Source organism: Paracoccus lutimaris, assembly GCF_003337565.1.
GTDB classification, from domain to species: Bacteria; Pseudomonadota; Alphaproteobacteria; order Rhodobacterales; family Rhodobacteraceae; genus Paracoccus; species Paracoccus lutimaris.
In genome coordinates this window covers 111,742-125,922 of the sequence record NZ_QPJL01000008.1, presented here as the reverse complement: position 1 = coordinate 125,922, position 14,181 = coordinate 111,742, and the positions used below count along the sequence as shown (strand labels likewise).

General features: G+C 65.3%; 15 protein-coding genes and 1 tRNA gene. 9 read left to right on the top strand and 7 right to left on the bottom strand.

Going from position 1 to position 14,181, the window contains the following annotated elements; genetic code table 11:
- Positions 1 to 82 precede the first annotated feature (82 nt).
- Positions 83 to 2,899, bottom strand: a complete 2,817-nt coding sequence (gene polA, locus DFP89_RS09405; RefSeq protein ID WP_114349131.1) for a DNA polymerase I — start codon at positions 2,897 to 2,899, stop codon at positions 83 to 85.
- 179 nt (positions 2,900 to 3,078) lie between these two features.
- A complete protein-coding gene (locus tag DFP89_RS09400) occupies positions 3,079 to 3,267 on the bottom strand; it encodes a zinc-finger domain-containing protein (RefSeq protein ID WP_114349130.1) in 189 nt (62 codons plus the stop codon).
- 69 nt (positions 3,268 to 3,336) lie between these two features.
- Here DFP89_RS09400 and DFP89_RS09395 point away from each other — a divergent pair, with 69 nt between their 5' ends.
- Positions 3,337 to 4,290 (top strand): ABC transporter ATP-binding protein, encoded by a 954-nt coding sequence (locus tag DFP89_RS09395; RefSeq protein WP_114349129.1) that lies wholly within the window; start codon positions 3,337 to 3,339, stop codon positions 4,288 to 4,290.
- Between the two features lie 23 nt (positions 4,291 to 4,313).
- On the opposite strand, the gene DFP89_RS09390 is transcribed toward DFP89_RS09395, so the two are convergent.
- Positions 4,314 to 4,688 carry a histidine triad nucleotide-binding protein gene (locus tag DFP89_RS09390; RefSeq protein WP_114349128.1) on the bottom strand — a complete coding sequence of 125 codons (375 nt, stop codon included), beginning with the start codon at positions 4,686 to 4,688 and terminating at the stop codon, positions 4,314 to 4,316.
- A gap of 9 nt (positions 4,689 to 4,697) precedes the next feature.
- Positions 4,698 to 6,275: a DUF5928 domain-containing protein gene (locus DFP89_RS09385; protein WP_114349127.1), complete on the bottom strand. Its 1,578-nt coding sequence runs from the start codon at positions 6,273 to 6,275 to the stop codon at positions 4,698 to 4,700.
- A 139-nt stretch (positions 6,276 to 6,414) separates the two neighbouring features.
- On the opposite strand from DFP89_RS09385, the gene DFP89_RS09380 reads away from it, so the two are divergent.
- From DFP89_RS09380 to DFP89_RS09365, 4 genes are all read left to right on the top strand, one after another.
- On the top strand, positions 6,415 to 7,233 hold the full coding sequence (locus tag DFP89_RS09380) for a sulfotransferase family protein (RefSeq protein WP_114349126.1): 819 nt from the start codon (positions 6,415 to 6,417) through the stop codon (positions 7,231 to 7,233).
- Positions 7,234 to 7,546: 313 nt separating this feature from the next.
- On the top strand, positions 7,547 to 7,753 hold the full coding sequence (gene rpmF / locus DFP89_RS09375; protein WP_114349125.1) for a 50S ribosomal protein L32: 207 nt from the start codon (positions 7,547 to 7,549) through the stop codon (positions 7,751 to 7,753).
- A 23-nt stretch (positions 7,754 to 7,776) separates the two neighbouring features.
- Positions 7,777 to 8,895 (top strand): phosphate acyltransferase PlsX, encoded by a 1,119-nt coding sequence (gene plsX / locus DFP89_RS09370; RefSeq protein WP_114349124.1) that lies wholly within the window; start codon positions 7,777 to 7,779, stop codon positions 8,893 to 8,895.
- Positions 8,895 to 9,866 carry a beta-ketoacyl-ACP synthase III gene (locus DFP89_RS09365; protein ID WP_114349123.1) on the top strand — a complete coding sequence of 324 codons (972 nt, stop codon included), beginning with the start codon at positions 8,895 to 8,897 and terminating at the stop codon, positions 9,864 to 9,866. Before plsX ends, DFP89_RS09365 begins: the two co-directional genes overlap by 1 nt.
- On the opposite strand, the gene DFP89_RS09360 is transcribed toward DFP89_RS09365, so the two are convergent.
- Positions 9,867 to 10,142, bottom strand: coding sequence for a DksA/TraR family C4-type zinc finger protein (locus DFP89_RS09360; RefSeq protein WP_114349122.1), 276 nt, complete (start codon positions 10,140 to 10,142; stop codon positions 9,867 to 9,869). It lies immediately after the preceding gene.
- Between the two features lie 209 nt (positions 10,143 to 10,351).
- Between DFP89_RS09360 and ihfA the strand changes: the two genes are divergently transcribed.
- From ihfA to DFP89_RS09340, 4 genes are all read left to right on the top strand, one after another.
- Positions 10,352 to 10,654, top strand: a complete 303-nt coding sequence (gene ihfA, locus DFP89_RS09355; RefSeq protein WP_114349121.1) for an integration host factor subunit alpha — start codon at positions 10,352 to 10,354, stop codon at positions 10,652 to 10,654.
- Positions 10,655 to 10,657: 3 nt separating this feature from the next.
- Positions 10,658 to 11,269 (top strand): MerR family transcriptional regulator, encoded by a 612-nt coding sequence (locus tag DFP89_RS09350; RefSeq protein WP_114349120.1) that lies wholly within the window; start codon positions 10,658 to 10,660, stop codon positions 11,267 to 11,269.
- 124 nt (positions 11,270 to 11,393) lie between these two features.
- Positions 11,394 to 11,471: transfer RNA gene (locus DFP89_RS09345), tRNA-Pro, on the top strand.
- Between the two features lie 60 nt (positions 11,472 to 11,531).
- The gene (locus tag DFP89_RS09340; RefSeq protein WP_114349119.1) at positions 11,532 to 12,605 is read left to right on the top strand and encodes a 2'-deoxycytidine 5'-triphosphate deaminase; all 1,074 of its coding nucleotides are present in this window, start codon (positions 11,532 to 11,534) and stop codon (positions 12,603 to 12,605) included.
- 47 nt (positions 12,606 to 12,652) lie between these two features.
- Here DFP89_RS09340 and scpB read toward each other — a convergent pair whose 3' ends face one another.
- Together scpB and DFP89_RS09330 are read right to left on the bottom strand one after the other, a co-directional pair.
- Positions 12,653 to 13,336, bottom strand: a complete 684-nt coding sequence (gene scpB, locus DFP89_RS09335) for an SMC-Scp complex subunit ScpB (RefSeq protein WP_114349118.1) — start codon at positions 13,334 to 13,336, stop codon at positions 12,653 to 12,655.
- Complete coding sequence (locus DFP89_RS09330) at positions 13,333 to 14,166, bottom strand: segregation and condensation protein A (RefSeq protein ID WP_245948635.1); 834 nt, start codon at positions 14,164 to 14,166, stop codon at positions 13,333 to 13,335. Before DFP89_RS09330 ends, scpB begins: the two co-directional genes overlap by 4 nt.
- Between the last annotated feature and the right edge of the window lie 15 nt (positions 14,167 to 14,181).

Here is a 14,181-nt window from a genome sequence, read left to right as displayed (position 1 = left end):
CCCCCGGCAGGCTGTTTCTTCTTCACTCAAATATCCATGCGGCCGCGCCCAAAAGGCGCGGCCGCAGAATTTAATGCGCCATTCAATGCGCTTCGGCCCAGTTCGCGCCCTGCCCGGCATCGACGATCAGCGGCACATCCAGATGCACGGCAGGCTCCGCCGCGCCCTGCATGATGCCGCGCGCAACCCCGATCAGATCGGAAACCGCGCCCTCCTCGACCTCAAAGACCAGTTCGTCATGAACCTGCAGCAGCATCCGGGCAGGCAGATCCCGGATCGCCTCCGGCATGCGGATCATGGCGCGGCGGATGATATCGGCCGCAGCACCCTGGATCGGCGCGTTGATTGCCGCGCGCTTCGCACCGCCCGCAGCAGGGCCGGATTGGTTGATGCCCGGCGTCATGATCCGCCGCCCGAACAGCGTGCGCACAAAGCCGTTTTCCTTGGCATCGGCAACGGTGCGGTCCATATAGGCGCGGATCTCGGGGAAACGCTCGAAATAGGTGTCGATAAAGGCCTGCGCCTCGGCGCGCGGAATGCGCAGGTTGCGGGCCAGCCCGAAACCAGAAATCCCGTAGATCACGCCGAAATTGATCGCCTTGGCGCGGCGGCGGATCATCGGGTCCATCCCCTCGACCGGGACGCCGAACATCTGGCTTGCGGTCATGGCGTGAATGTCGACACCCTCGCGAAACGCCTGCTTCAGCGCCGGGATCTGCGCCACATGGGCCAGGATCCGCAGCTCGATCTGGCTGTAATCCAGACTGACCAGCCGGTGCCCCGGCGTGGCCACGAAAGCCTCGCGGATGCGCCGCCCCTCCTCGGTCCTGACCGGGATGTTCTGCAAGTTCGGATCGGTCGAGGCCAGCCGCCCGGTCTGCGCCCCGGCAATCGAATAGCTGGTATGAACGCGCCCGGTTTCCGGGTTCACAAAGGTCGGCAGCGCGTCGGTATAGGTCGATTTCAGCTTGGAAAGCTGGCGCCAGTCCAGCACGCGGGCGGGCAGGTCATGGCCTTCGGCGGCCAGATCCTCCAGCACTTCGGCGCTGGTAGAGAATGCCCCGGTCTTGCCCTGCTTGCCACCAGCGAGCCCCATCTTCTCGAACAGGATCTCGCCCAGCTGCTTGGGGCTGCCCACATTGAAGGGCCCGCCCGCCAGCCTATGGATCTCATCCTCAAGCCCGGCCATCTGCTGGGCAAAGGCATTCGACATGCGCTTGAGATGCTCGGAATCGATGCGGATGCCCGACATCTCCATCCCGGCCAGCACCGGCACCATCGGCCGTTCCAGCCGCTCATAGGCGGTGGTGACGCGGTTCGGCGCCAGTTTCGGCCGGAAATGATGCCAGAGCCGCCAGGTCACCTCGGCATCCTCGGCGGCATATTCGGCGGCCTTGTCGATGGGCACCTGGGCAAAGCCGATCTGCGCCTTGCCCGAGCCGATCAGCTCCTTGATCGGCACCGGCTTGTGGTCCAGATACAGCTCGGACAGCTCATCCATGCCATGGTTATGCGCACCCGCATTCAGCGCGTAAGACAGCAGCATGGTGTCGTCGATGGGCCCCATGCGAATGCCATGCCGGGCCAGGATCTTCCAGTCATACTTGATGTTCTGGCCGATCTTCAGCACCGCCGGATCCTCAAGCACGGGCTTGAGCATCGCCAGCGCCCGTTCCAGCGGCAGTTGCCCCGACGACAGCGCACCCGAGCCGAACAGATCCGCCGTCCCGTCGACATGGCCAAGCGGCAGATAGGCCGCCCGCCCCGGCCCGGTCGACAGCGAGACCCCGACCAGACCGGCCTGCATCTCGTCCAGTCCGGTGGTCTCGGTATCGATGGCGACGACACCCTTTTCGGTGATTTCGGCCAGCCATTCCGCCAGCACCGCCTCGTCGCGGATGGTGACGTAAAGGCTGCGGTCGATGGCGGGCAAGTCCGCCTGCAAAGGCGCCGCACCCGGCGCGGCCGGGGCCGCCGGCACCACCTCGGGGCTGGGCGGCACCTCGGCGCCGAAACGCTCGGCCACGCGGTTGGTCAGGGTGCGGAACTCCATCCGGTTCAGGAATTCCAGCAGCACCGCCGGATCGGGGTCGCGCAGCGACAGCTCCTCGTCCGAGACCTCCAGCGGGGTTTCGCAATCCAGCTGCACCAGTTGCTTCGAGATGCGGATCAGTTCGGCATTCTCGATCAGGGTCTGGCGGCGCTTGGGCTGCTTGATCTCCTCGGCGCGCTCAAGCAGCGCTTCAAGATCTCCATATTCCTCAATTAGTTGCGCGGCAGTCTTGATGCCAATTCCCGGCGCGCCCGGGACATTGTCGACCGAATCCCCGGCCAAAGCCTGCACATCGACGACCCGCTCAGGCCCGACGCCGAATTTCTCGCGCACCTCGTCGGGGCCGATGGCCTTGCCCTTGATCGGGTCCATCATGCCGACGCCGCCGCCCACCAGCTGCATCAGATCCTTGTCCGAACTGACGATGGTCACCCGCCCGCCCGCATCCCGCACCCGGCAGGACAGGGTGGCGATGATGTCGTCGGCCTCATAGCCTTCGGTCTCGATACAGGCGATGTTGAAGGCCCGCGTCGCCTCTCGGGTCAGCGGGAATTGCGGCCGCAGATCCTCGGGCAGTTCCGGGCGGTTGGCCTTGTAAAGCGGATAGATCTCGTTGCGGAATGTCTTCGAGGAATGGTCAAAGATGACCGCGACATGGGTCGGCGCATCCGCCCCCCTTGCCTCCTGCACGTATTTCCACAGCATGTTGCAGAATCCCGCGACCGCCCCGATCGGCAACCCGTCCGAGCGGCGCGTCAACGGCGGCAGCGCATGATAGGCCCGAAAGATAAAGGCCGATCCGTCGATCAGATGCAGGTGGTGGCCCTTGCCGAAACCGTCACTCATATGCGCCCCCAAGCTTCTGTCGCGTCACAAGGCCCCGTTCTGCCACAGCCGCGCCCAGGGGCCAACCCCGCCAGCCCCTGGCGTGCCCCTCTCCATCTTCCATGGAAAAATATCCCCGCCGGAGGCACAGCAACGCCTCAACCGGCGAAACGCCCGCCTTTCAGCGCCGGCCTGACGGCTCAGTGGTCGTCATGGGCGTGAGCGCGGTCGATTTCAAAGCGCTTGTCGCAATAGCCGCATTCGACCCAGCCGCTGTCCTGCGCGATGGCCAGCCAGACCCGCGGATGGCCAAGGCCCCGCGCCTCGTCGCCGTCGCAGGCGACCTTCCATGAGGTGACGGTCTGGATCTCGGGGGCCGGAAGGGTCATGGCGGTTCCTTGAGCTCGGGCGACAAAGGCGGTTAAACCAGTCGATATCATAATAACTGCAGCCAGCCGATGCCAGCCCCCCAAACCACGTCCCAGCCCACCCCGAACGCCATCGAGATCAGAGGGCTGACCAAGATCTATGCCGCAGCCGGGGGCAATCCGCCCAAACAGGCCCTGAAAGGGCTGGACCTTGCGATTCCCGCCGGCTCGATCTTTGGGCTTCTGGGGCCGAACGGGGCCGGCAAATCGACCACGATCAACATTCTGGCCGGTCTGGTGCGCAAAAGCGCGGGGCAGGTCAGGATCTGGGGCTTCGATCAGGATGTGAACCCGCGCCAGTCCCGCGCCGCCATCGGCGTCATGCCGCAAGAGCTGAACATCGACCCGTTCCTGACGCCCCGCGCCAGCCTCGAGGTGCAGGCAGGGCTATATGGCGTGCCGAAATCCGAACGCTGGACCGATGAACTGCTGGATCTCGTGGGCCTGAGCGAGCAGGCGGAAAGCTATTCGCGCCATCTCTCGGGTGGGATGAAGCGCAGGCTTTTGCTGGCCAAGGCGCTGGTCCACCGCCCGCAGATCCTGGTGCTGGACGAACCCACGGCGGGCGTCGATATCCAGCTGCGCGACATGCTCTGGCGCAATGTCCGGCGGCTGAACGATCAGGGCATGACGATCATCCTGACCACCCATTACCTCGAAGAGGCCGAGGAAATGTGCGACCGCATTGCCATCATCGACCGGGGTAAGCTGATTCTCAGCGAGGATACCCGGACGCTGCTGGGCCATGCCGATTCGAAAACCCTGATCATCGACACCGGCGAGGCCCGCGCCCTGCCCGCCCTGCCCGAAGGCACCCGGGCCGAGCGGCGCGAGGACGGGCGGCTGGCGATCAGCTATGCGCCCTCGCACATTGCGACTGACGCGCTGATCGACGCGCTGCGCGCCGCCAGCCTGCCCATTCGCGACGTCGCGGTCGAGGCCCCTGACCTCGAAGACGTCTTCCTGCGCCTGACCTCGCATTAGGCGACCAGGCGCAAAAGCCGGCCTCAGCCCGGCTGCACCATCCGGCCCATGGACCGGCCACCCAGAATATGCAGGTGGAAATGCGGCACTTCCTGCACGCCATGCTCGCCGGCATTGGTGATGGCGCGAAAGCCCTGCCCCTGATCCAGATCAACCCCCAGATCGCGGGTCACGCGGGCCACGGCGCGGTGGAAATCGACGATCTCGGCATCCGGGGCATTGGCCGCGAAATCGTCATAGCTGACATAGGCGCCCTTGGGGATCACCAGCACATGCACCGGCGCCTGCGGGCGGATATCGCGAAAGGCCAGCGTATGCGGGGTTTCCAGCACGGTGTCATTGGGGATCTCGCCGCGCAGGATGCGGGCGAAGATGTTGCTCGGATCATAGGCGGGCATGGGAACTCCTCAGTCGGTGAACAGATGGTCGGTCTTGGCCAGACTCAGCGCCGTCTCGGGCGTGACGTCAAGGAAACGCGCCAGTTCGGCGGCATTCTCCTCGGGGTGCCGCGCCGGCGCAATGGCATGGAAACCGGCGAAGCCCATGTCGCGCAGCCGCTCGCTTTCATGCTCAAGATCGGCGCGGACGGTCTGCACCAGCCGGTCCACCACCTCCTGCGAAGCCTGTGCCCCGGCCAGCCCGACGCGCCCGATATGGCCGCGGACATAGGCGTCGTCCAGCTCGGAATCGATCAGCAAAAGCCGGGTCTCGGCCTTGTCGGACATCAGATCCTCGATCAGATGCATCGCTGCCGGATCCAGACAGATGACCAGCCGGTCGGTCTCGAACTGCTCGAACAGCACCCGCAGCAGGGCGCGGCGATGGCGATGACGCTTTTCCAGCGTGGTCTCGACCCCGCCCAGATCGGGCAGATGCGCCTCGATCTCGTTGAACAGATAGTCCACCGCCGGAATCGAGGTCTGGCTGCGAATCGCCGCCGTCAGCCGCTTGGCGACATGCCATTTCTTGGCCACGACCAGCAAAAGCGTGTTGTCGCGCCCCAGGCTGCCCTCGGTTTCCCAGAAGCGCTGCACGAAGCGGCGGCCGATCCGGCCGCGCCCGGTCAGAAAGCGAAACAGCCCCGTGGCCTCGTTCGATATCGGGAAATGCACCCCCGTCGTCGCCCAGAGCGCGCCCAGCCGCTCGCGCAGGCGCAGCGCCTCGGGGCTGATCTTGCGGGCGAACAGATGATCCTGCCCCAGCAAGAGGTCGTAATGGTCGTTATAGAACGCCGCCGGCATGCCGTAATCGGTGAAGACCAGATAGGTCAGGGTGCGGTTGCGAATCTCCTTGCGGGGCACGACATGCGGCACGATCGTCTGAAAGAAGGTCTCGTCCGGGATCCAGGTGGTGGCAAAGAACCGCAGCACGTCGCCGCGCTCGTCGCAAAAGCGCAGCACCTGTTCGATGGTGTGGCGGCGCAGGCACCACCATTGCGACCCGATCCGCACCTGGATATCCGCCGGCGGCTGGCGGGTCAGGCCCAATCGCTTCTGCAGGTCATAGCTGGCATAGAACAGCCATTTCCGTGCGCGCTCGTTGAACCAGTGGCGATAGATCAGCCGTTCTTCCTTGAAGCCGGTCTTGATCCAGTCCGAGGTGAAGAAATCGACATTCTCGATATAGTCGCAATCCTGCGCATCCAGAAAGGCATGGGCATATTCGGCCGACTTGATCGGCATGCAATCGCCCGAGAGCATGTAGAAATGCGTCGCCTGCGGAAAGGCCGTGATGGCCGCGCGCACGGCCTCAAGCGTCGCCGCGACCAGCGACCATTCGCCCCAGCCGCATTTCAGCCGCCGCCCGGCAAAGACCACCGAGGGATTTTCGGCCAGCGCCTGACGGATCTCGTCGAAATCACGGGTCTTGGCGCGGGCGTCGAAATGGATCGCAACATAATCGCCGGCCGCGGTCAGCCGCTGCGCCTGTGCGATGACCCCGCTGGGATCCTTGTGACACAAGAGAATAAAGGCAATACGGGCCATCTGACTGTTTTCCTGCCCGACCGGGGCCGGAAACCTGCTGCGGCAGGTTGAATATCTGCCGGTGATTTGCTTTCTGTCCTTAACGATTTTGACAGGCCGGGCAAGTCGCCCGTCGCGCCGGTGAAGAGGATTACCGCAAATGGGCTTTCCCGGAACATGGATGACCGAAAGCGGAAGCATGGTCTATCGCGTCGTGCCCAAATGCGCCTGCTCGTCGATCGGTCAGATCATGTTCCATTCCGACCATGGCCAGTATTTCGACGGCGACATCCACGATTCGACCACCGGCCTGCACAAGTGGAACCAGCCCGAAAGCCAGCCGCTGATCGAGGCCAGCGTCAAGGCCCACCAGACGCTGACATTCACCTGCGTGCGCAATCCCTATGCGCGCATCCTGTCCTCGTTCTTCGACAAGATCGCCGGCATCCAGCGCAACGGCAACCGCTATCGCGGCAATCTGGTGCCGCAACTGCTGCAGCGCTACGGCGTCGATGTGGGCGGCCCGGAAAACGGCTTCGAATTCGACCAGATCGCCAGCTTCCGCCGCTTCCTGCTGTTCGCGCGCGACACCATCCGCTGGCGCCGCCCGATGGAGCCGGACATCCATTGGTCGGCCATGTCGGGCCATATCGCCACCTTCATCGTGAATGGCGGGCGCTATGACCAGATCTTCTTCACCGAGAAATTCAACGAAGGCATGCAGAAGGTGCTGGATGCCGCGCCAACCCCGGTCAAGCTCGACGTGAATGAGGCGCCCCGCTTCAACGAATCCGAAGGCCACGGCCCCAAGCGCGCCCATCCCGTCAGCGCCTATTTCGATGACCTGTCGCGCCACCTGATCTGGGAAATCTACAAAAAGGACTTCCAGCTCTTCAGGTACGATTTCGACAATCCCGACAACAAGCTCCCGAAAGGCGAGGTCGATCTGGACGAGGTCCACGCCAAGCTCGGCCGCTAGCCCGCCCGAGGCTTCGGAAACGGCCCGGCCCCCGGGCTTCTTTCATGTTCAAATATCCCCGCCGGAGGCCGCGGCGCCGCCGGCGCCGCGAGGTTTCCCCGCCCCCGAACTTTCCCCTTGCAAAAAGGCAATTTCCGGCTATTTTCGCGCGTTCAATTGACCGGTGGGGGGAATCCCGGACCGCGGCCCCCGCTCAGCGATGTCATTCGCGACTTGCGGCCAACGCTCCAGTGGCCTATGCCCGCCGCAGATACGAAACACCAAATCCGGGGCCGCCCCATGGCTTGCCCCCCGAACCACTTGAGGTTGAGACATGGCCGTCCCTCAGAACCGAGTTACCCGGTCCCGCCGCAACATGCGTCGTTCGCATGATGCCCTGGTTGCCGGTAACCCGAATGAATGCACCAATTGCGGCGAGCTGAAGCGCCCGCATCACGTCTGCCCGTCCTGCGGCCACTATGCCGACCGTGAGGTCATGGCCCGTGGCAATGAGGTCGATCTGGACGACGACGCGGCGTAAGCCGCCAGCGCCTCTCTGCGAATATGGCATCTTCCGTCACGTCCTCTGCCCTGGGACCCTCCAAGAGCGGTCCCATACTGGCAATTTCCGTTGACGCGATGGGCGGTGATCGCGGCCCGGCCGCGGTCGTGGCCGGGATGGCCGAAAGCGCCGAGAAGAACCCGGATATCCGCTTCATCGTGCATGGCCCCCGGGCCGAGCTCGAGGCGCTGATCTCGCGCCGCAGTGGGCTGGCCGAGCGTTGCGACATTCGCGATGCGGCCGGCGTCGTGACCATGGATGACAAGCCCAGCCAGGTGCTGCGCAAGGGCGAAGGCACCTCGATGTGGTCGGCGCTCGAATCCGTGCGCTCGGGCGAGGCGGTCGCGGCGGTCTCCTGCGGCAATACCGGCGCGCTGATGGCGTTGTCGATGCTGCGCCTGCGCAAGCTGCCAGGCGTGAACCGGCCGGCCATCGCCTGCCTCTGGCCCTCGCGCAATCCGCAGGGCTTCAATGTCATGCTCGATTGCGGCGCCGATATCCGCGCCGACGCGCAGGACCTGATCACCTATGCGCTGATGGGCATGTCCTATGCCCGCAACGGTCTGGGCCTTGCCCGGCCGCGCGTGGGCCTTCTCAATGTCGGGACCGAGGACCACAAGGGCCGGCCCGAGATGAAGCAGGCGCATGAAATGCTGCCCGCCATCGCCGAGACCGCCAATTTCGACTATGTCGGCTTTGTCGAGGGGGGCGATCTGCCCAGCTCGCGCGTCGATGTGATCGTGACTGACGGCTTTACCGGCAATGTGGCGCTGAAGACCGGCGAAGGCACCGCCAAGCTGGTCGGCGAGTTCATGCGCGAAGCCTTCGCCAATTCCATCCTGTCGAAATTCGCGGCGCTTCTGGCGATGACCTCGCTCAAGCGGCTGCAAAAACGCATGGACCCCCGCCGGGTGAATGGCGGCATCTTTCTGGGCCTGAACGGCACCGTGGTGAAATCGCATGGCTCGGCCGATGCGACCGGCAACGCGGCGGCGATCAAGCTGGCCTATGAGCTGGGCAAATCCGGGTTTCAGGATCGGCTTGCGGCGCGCGTGGCTCAGTCCATCGCGCTGGGAGCCGCGGTTAACGATAAAAAGAGTGACAGTGAGGGGGCGGCCTGATGCGGCGTGCGATCGTCCGGGGGACCGGCCATTACCTGCCCGAGCGGGTAGTGGAAAACAGCTGGTTCGAGGACAAGCTGGACACCAGTGACGAATGGATCCGTGCCCGCACCGGCATCGAGCGGCGCCATTTCGCCGCCGAGGAACAGCGCACCAGCGATCTGGGCATTCTGGCCGGCCGCGCTGCACTGGAGAATGCCGGGCTGAGTGCCGACCAGCTTGACGCCGTGATCGTCGCCACCTCGACCCCGGATCTGACCTTTCCTTCGGTCGCGACCATGGTGCAGGCCGGCCTTGGGATGCGCCGGGGCTTTGCCTATGACATCCAGGCGGTCTGCGCGGGCTTTGTCTATGCGCTGGCCAATGCCGATGCGATGATTCGCGCCGGCCTTGCCGAGCGTGTGCTGGTCATCGGCGCCGAGACCTTCAGCCGGATCATGGACTGGACCGATCGCGGCACCTGCGTGCTGTTCGGCGACGGCGCAGGCGCCGTGGTGCTGGAGGCCGCCGAGGCCGAAGGCGCGTCCTCGGATCGCGGCATCCTGGCCACGGATCTGAACAGCGACGGCCAATATCGCGATCTGCTTTATGTCGATGGCGGCGTCGCCTCGACCGGGACGGCGGGCCATCTGCGCATGCAGGGCAATCTGGTCTTCCGCCACGCGGTCGAGAAACTGGCCGATACCGCGCATCACGCCCTGGACAAGGGCGGGCTTGGGCCGGAGGACGTCGACTGGCTGGTTCCGCATCAGGCGAATCTGCGCATCATCGAGGCGACCGCCAAGCGCATGCAATTGCCGATGGACAAGGTCGTGCTGACCGTCGCCGATCACGGCAATACCTCGGCCGCCTCGATTCCGCTGGCCTTGTCGGTGGCCAATGCGCAAGGCCGCATCAAGCCGGGTCAGGTTCTGGTGGCCGAGGCCATCGGCGGTGGCCTCGCCTGGGGGGCGGTCGTCCTGCGCTGGTGATCAGCGCAGCTGCGAATCCTTTGATCCGCGCCGGTTGATTCCCGCCGATGGCCGCCAGGCCTTGTCATGTCCCGACTGGCAGGCGACACACAGCCGCACGCCGGGCATGGCCTGGCGCCGCGCCTCGGGAATCGGCTCGTCGCATTCATCGCAGAATTCCGCGCTTTCCCGTATTGTGTGCCGGGCGTTGCGCAGCCGCATCCGCTCGATCGCCTCCTGCGTCGAGACGTCGATCTGATCATTCACCGCGTCGTCGCGGGCCCATCCGCCGGCCATGGAAACCTCGTCTGCAAGGCAATATCACTTAAAGATAGGTGTGATTCTCGTGCCGTCAAACCCTGGAGTCCCGGTATTGCGCGGGGTCCTGCCAGTAAGGCGCGAATAATACGGGACAAAACCGGCTGTCTGAGGAACAGAATCGGGGGCCGGTTGTTGACACGCACCGACAAAGAAACCATCCTTTACTCGTTTAATGAGGTTCCGAGATGAGCGATACCACCCTGACCCGCATGGACCTGGCCGAGGCCGTATTCCGTGAAGTGGGTTTGTCCCGACATGAATCAGCGCAACTGGTCGAAAGCGTTCTGGGTCATGTCTCAGACGCGCTGGTGCGGGGAGAGCAGGTCAAGATATCATCCTTCGGCACATTTTCCGTGCGTGAGAAGAACGAGCGGATCGGCCGCAACCCCAAGACCGGTGAAGAGGTGCCGATCACGCCCCGGCGCGTGCTGTCGTTCCGCCCCTCGCATCTGATGAAGGATCGCGTGGCCGCAGGGAACAGGCCCTGACGCATGAGCAAGTCGCCCGACGCCTTCCGTTCGATCGGCGAGGTTTCGCGTCTCGTGGGCGTCGCGCCGCATGTCCTGCGCTATTGGGAATCGCAATTCGCGCAACTTTCGCCGGTCAAGCGGGCGGACGGGCGCCGTTACTACCGCCCAGATGACGTGCGTCTTGCCGCCGGCCTGTGTCAGGTCCTGCGCGAGGAAGGCCTCAGCATCCGCGGGGCCAAGCGGCTGATCTCGGCCGACCGGGGCGCGGCGCTGCGCAATGTCGGCGCGGCGCGTCTGGGCGATACACTGGGCGAGACGACCGAGGCGGCTGCCCCCGCCCCGGTCATCCGGCTGGCCAGCCCGGCGCCCGAGGCGCCCAAGGCCGCGCCCGCCCCCCGGCCGCAGGCGGAAAAGCCCGCAGCCGCCCCCTCCGGCGCGGCCGCGCGACGGCGCAAGCCCGCCGAGACCGCCGGCACGCTGCCGCTTTTTCCCGAATTCGACCGCAAGCCTGCGCCCTCATGGCTCGCCCGGCTAGTCAGCAGCGTCACCACGCTGCGCGCGCTTGAGCTTCATGGCAACCCCCTGCCCGAACAGGCAAAAGCGCTGCGCGACGGATTGCGCGACGCCCGCTAGACCGCATGCTCTTGCGGGCCGACACGACCCATCCGGGATTACCCACAGCAAATCCGGCAAAGGCCGATTTTTCCGCTCTTGGCCCCTTGTGCTGGCCTCGCGCTTCGCTCTATATGCCCCTCGTCGGGCCGTGGCGCAGCCTGGTTAGCGCGTCCGTCTGGGGGGCGGAAGGCCGAGAGTTCGAATCTCTCCGGCCCGACCATTCCGAAAACGCCCATCTCCATGCGGGGGTGGGCGTTTCCCTTTTCACCGGGAGGTGAGCTTGAACGGTGTCCTTCCAGACAGAAGCCTGCGGCAATTGATCGAGACCGGTGCCATCCGGGCCGAACAGCCGATCCTGCCCGAACAGATCCAGCCCGCCAGCCTTGACCTGCGGCTGGGCAACTGCGCCTGGCGGCTGCGCGCCTCGTTCCTCAGCGGGCGCGGGCGCAAGGTCAGCGAGCGGCTGGCCGACTTCGAGATGCACCGCATGGACCTGACCGGCAGCGCCGTTCTGGAAAAGGGCTGCGTCTATCTGGTCCCGCTGATGGAGCGGCTGACCCTGCCCAAGGGCCTCGATGCCGTGGCGAATGCCAAATCCTCGACCGGGCGGCTGGACCTGCTGACGCGGCTGGTGACCGACGAAGGCACCGAGTTCGACCGCCTGCCCGAGGGCTATGACGGCCCGATCTATGCCGAGATCTGCCCGCGCAGCTTTTCGGTCCTTGTGCGCCCGGGGATGCGGCTGAACCAGCTGCGGTTGCGGCAGGGACAGGCGGTGCTGTCGGATGCCGATCTGCGCGTCCTGCACGGGCGCGAGCCGCTGGTCACCGACGAGGCACTTATCGACGAGGGCTTAGGCTTTTCCGTCGATCTGCGGCCCGCGCGGGGCGATCTGGTCGGCTATCGCGCCCGCCCGCATAGCGGCGTGATCGACCTGGACCGGATCGGCGCCTATGCGGCCCGCGATTTCTGGGACGAGTTGCGCACCACCGAAGGCCAGCTGATTCTGGACCCCGGCGCCTTCTATATCCTCGTCAGCCGCGAATCGGTGGCGATCCCGCCCGATTACGCCGCCGAGATGGCCCCCTACCTGGCCATGGTCGGCGAATTCCGCGTCCATTACGCCGGTTTCTTCGATCCCGGTTTCGGCCATGGCAGTGCCGGTCACGGCGCGCGCGGCGTCCTTGAGGTGCGCTGCCACGAGGCGCCCTTTGCGCTGGAACACGGACAGGTCGTCGGCCGTCTGGTCTATGAGCGCATGGCCGAGCGGCCCGAACGGCTTTACGGCACCGGCATCGCCTCGAACTATCAGGGTCAGGGGCTGAAGCTGGCCAAGCAATTCCGTACCGGCTGATTCAAATGCGGAATACTGCATAAATTCATTGCACTATACCGCGATATTCACTCATCTTCGAACAGATCGTCGGCGGGGAGATCGACTCCCTCATCGTCCTCTTCGACCTTCTGGAACATGTCCGGGGTCGCGCCCTCGATATTCGGGCGCGATTCGAGCAGTCCCGCCGCGCGCAGCTCGGCCAGCCCCGGCAGGTCGCGGGCGCTTTCCAGCCCGAAATGATCCAGAAAGGTTTCCGTAACCACAAAGGTCACCGGCCGGCCCGGCGTCTGGCGGCGGCGACCGATGCGGACCCATTCCATTTCGATCAGCTGGTCCAGCGTGCCCCGGCTGACGGCAACGCCCCTGATCTCTTCGATCTCGGCGCGGGTGACGGGCTGGTGATAGGCGATAATGGCCAGTGTCTCGGTCGCGGCGCGCGACAGGCGGCGGCTTTCCACGACGCTTTCCTGCATCAGAAAGCCCAGATCGCCCGCCGTGCGAAAGGCCCAGGCGTCACCGACGCGGGCCAGCTCGACCCCCCGCCCCTGATAGCGGGCGCGCAGGCCCTGTAGCGCCTCGGCGGCGTCGCAGCCGGCCGGCAGGCGGGCGGCGATCTCGCGCAGGCTCATCGGGCTTGCCGAGGCAAAGATCACCGCCTCGACCATGCGTTCCTGATCGGCCATGGGCGGCGGCGGAAAGCGTTGCAGGTCGGGGGCTTCGGCCTCGGTGTCAGAGCTGTCAGAGGTCATTGCGGAGGACGCCTGCGAATGGTGATCGGTGCGAAAGTGTCAGACTGGTGCAGTTCCAGCGCGCCTTGCCGTGCCAGTTCCAGCGTCGCAGCAAAAGTGGCGGCGGTGGCCGAACGGCGGCGCGCCGGGTCGGCATGCCAACCCTCGGGCAGGAACGAGGCAAGCTCGGTCCAGTCGCCGGCAAAGCCGATCAGCCCGCGCACCCGGTCCAGCGCCTGTTCCATGGTGAAAACGTCACGGCGGTCAAAGGCATAGGGGCGGAATTCGTCACGCGTGCGCAGCCGGGCATAGGCGCGCATCAGGTCGATCAGCCCGGCCTGCCAGGCGACCTGCCGGGCGCGGGTGACGGTCTCGGGCGCGCCGCGCTGAAAGCGGTCCTGCCCCAGCCGGTCGCGCCCCATCAGCCGCGCTGCCGCCTCGCGCATGGCTTGCAGCCGCTCCAGCTGGAATGCCAGATGCGCGGCCATGTCCTCGGCCGATGGTCCCTCGGCCTCGGGGTCGGGGGGCAAGAGCAGCCGCGATTTCAGATAGGCAAGCCATGCCGCCATGACCAGATAATCGGCGGCCAGTTCGATGCGCAGCGCGCGAGCCTCTTCGACAAAGGCCAGATACTGGTCGGCCAGTTCCAGCACCGAGATCTGCATCAGATCGACCTTTTGCGTGCGCGACAGCGTCAGCAAAAGGTCCAGCGGCCCCTCGAAGCCCGAGACATCGACGACCAGCACCTCTTCGGCGCGGCGCTCCTCGACGCTTTGCGGCGCGAGGCCGGGCAGATGCGGCGCCTCGGGCGGCGTATCGGGCACCGGCGTCAGATATGGGACCTTGGTCATCAGCAACCCGGATGC

Bases quoted from the DNA above. Each gene is read 5' to 3' on its own strand.
- ihfA (WP_114349121.1), top strand. From the start codon at position 10,352: ATGAGCGATACCACCCTGACCCGCATGGACCTGGCCGAGGCCGTATTC.
- DFP89_RS09390 (WP_114349128.1), bottom strand. From the start codon at position 4,688: ATGCCCGCCTATGATCCGAGCAACATCTTCGCCCGCATCCTGCGCGGC.
- DFP89_RS09360 (WP_114349122.1), bottom strand. From the start codon at position 10,142: ATGGCCGGCGGATGGGCCCGCGACGACGCGGTGAATGATCAGATCGAC.
- DFP89_RS09400 (WP_114349130.1), bottom strand. From the start codon at position 3,267: ATGACCCTTCCGGCCCCCGAGATCCAGACCGTCACCTCATGGAAGGTC.
- DFP89_RS09380 (WP_114349126.1), top strand. From the start codon at position 6,415: ATGGGCTTTCCCGGAACATGGATGACCGAAAGCGGAAGCATGGTCTAT.
- plsX (WP_114349124.1), top strand. From the start codon at position 7,777: ATGGCATCTTCCGTCACGTCCTCTGCCCTGGGACCCTCCAAGAGCGGT.
- DFP89_RS09330 (WP_245948635.1), bottom strand. From the start codon at position 14,166: ATGACCAAGGTCCCATATCTGACGCCGGTGCCCGATACGCCGCCCGAG.
- DFP89_RS09365 (WP_114349123.1), top strand. From the start codon at position 8,895: ATGCGGCGTGCGATCGTCCGGGGGACCGGCCATTACCTGCCCGAGCGG.
- polA (WP_114349131.1), bottom strand. From the start codon at position 2,899: ATGAGTGACGGTTTCGGCAAGGGCCACCACCTGCATCTGATCGACGGA.
- rpmF (WP_114349125.1), top strand. From the start codon at position 7,547: ATGGCCGTCCCTCAGAACCGAGTTACCCGGTCCCGCCGCAACATGCGT.
- DFP89_RS09350 (WP_114349120.1), top strand. From the start codon at position 10,658: ATGAGCAAGTCGCCCGACGCCTTCCGTTCGATCGGCGAGGTTTCGCGT.
- DFP89_RS09385 (WP_114349127.1), bottom strand. From the start codon at position 6,275: ATGGCCCGTATTGCCTTTATTCTCTTGTGTCACAAGGATCCCAGCGGG.
- scpB (WP_114349118.1), bottom strand. From the start codon at position 13,336: ATGACCTCTGACAGCTCTGACACCGAGGCCGAAGCCCCCGACCTGCAA.
- DFP89_RS09395 (WP_114349129.1), top strand. From the start codon at position 3,337: ATGCCAGCCCCCCAAACCACGTCCCAGCCCACCCCGAACGCCATCGAG.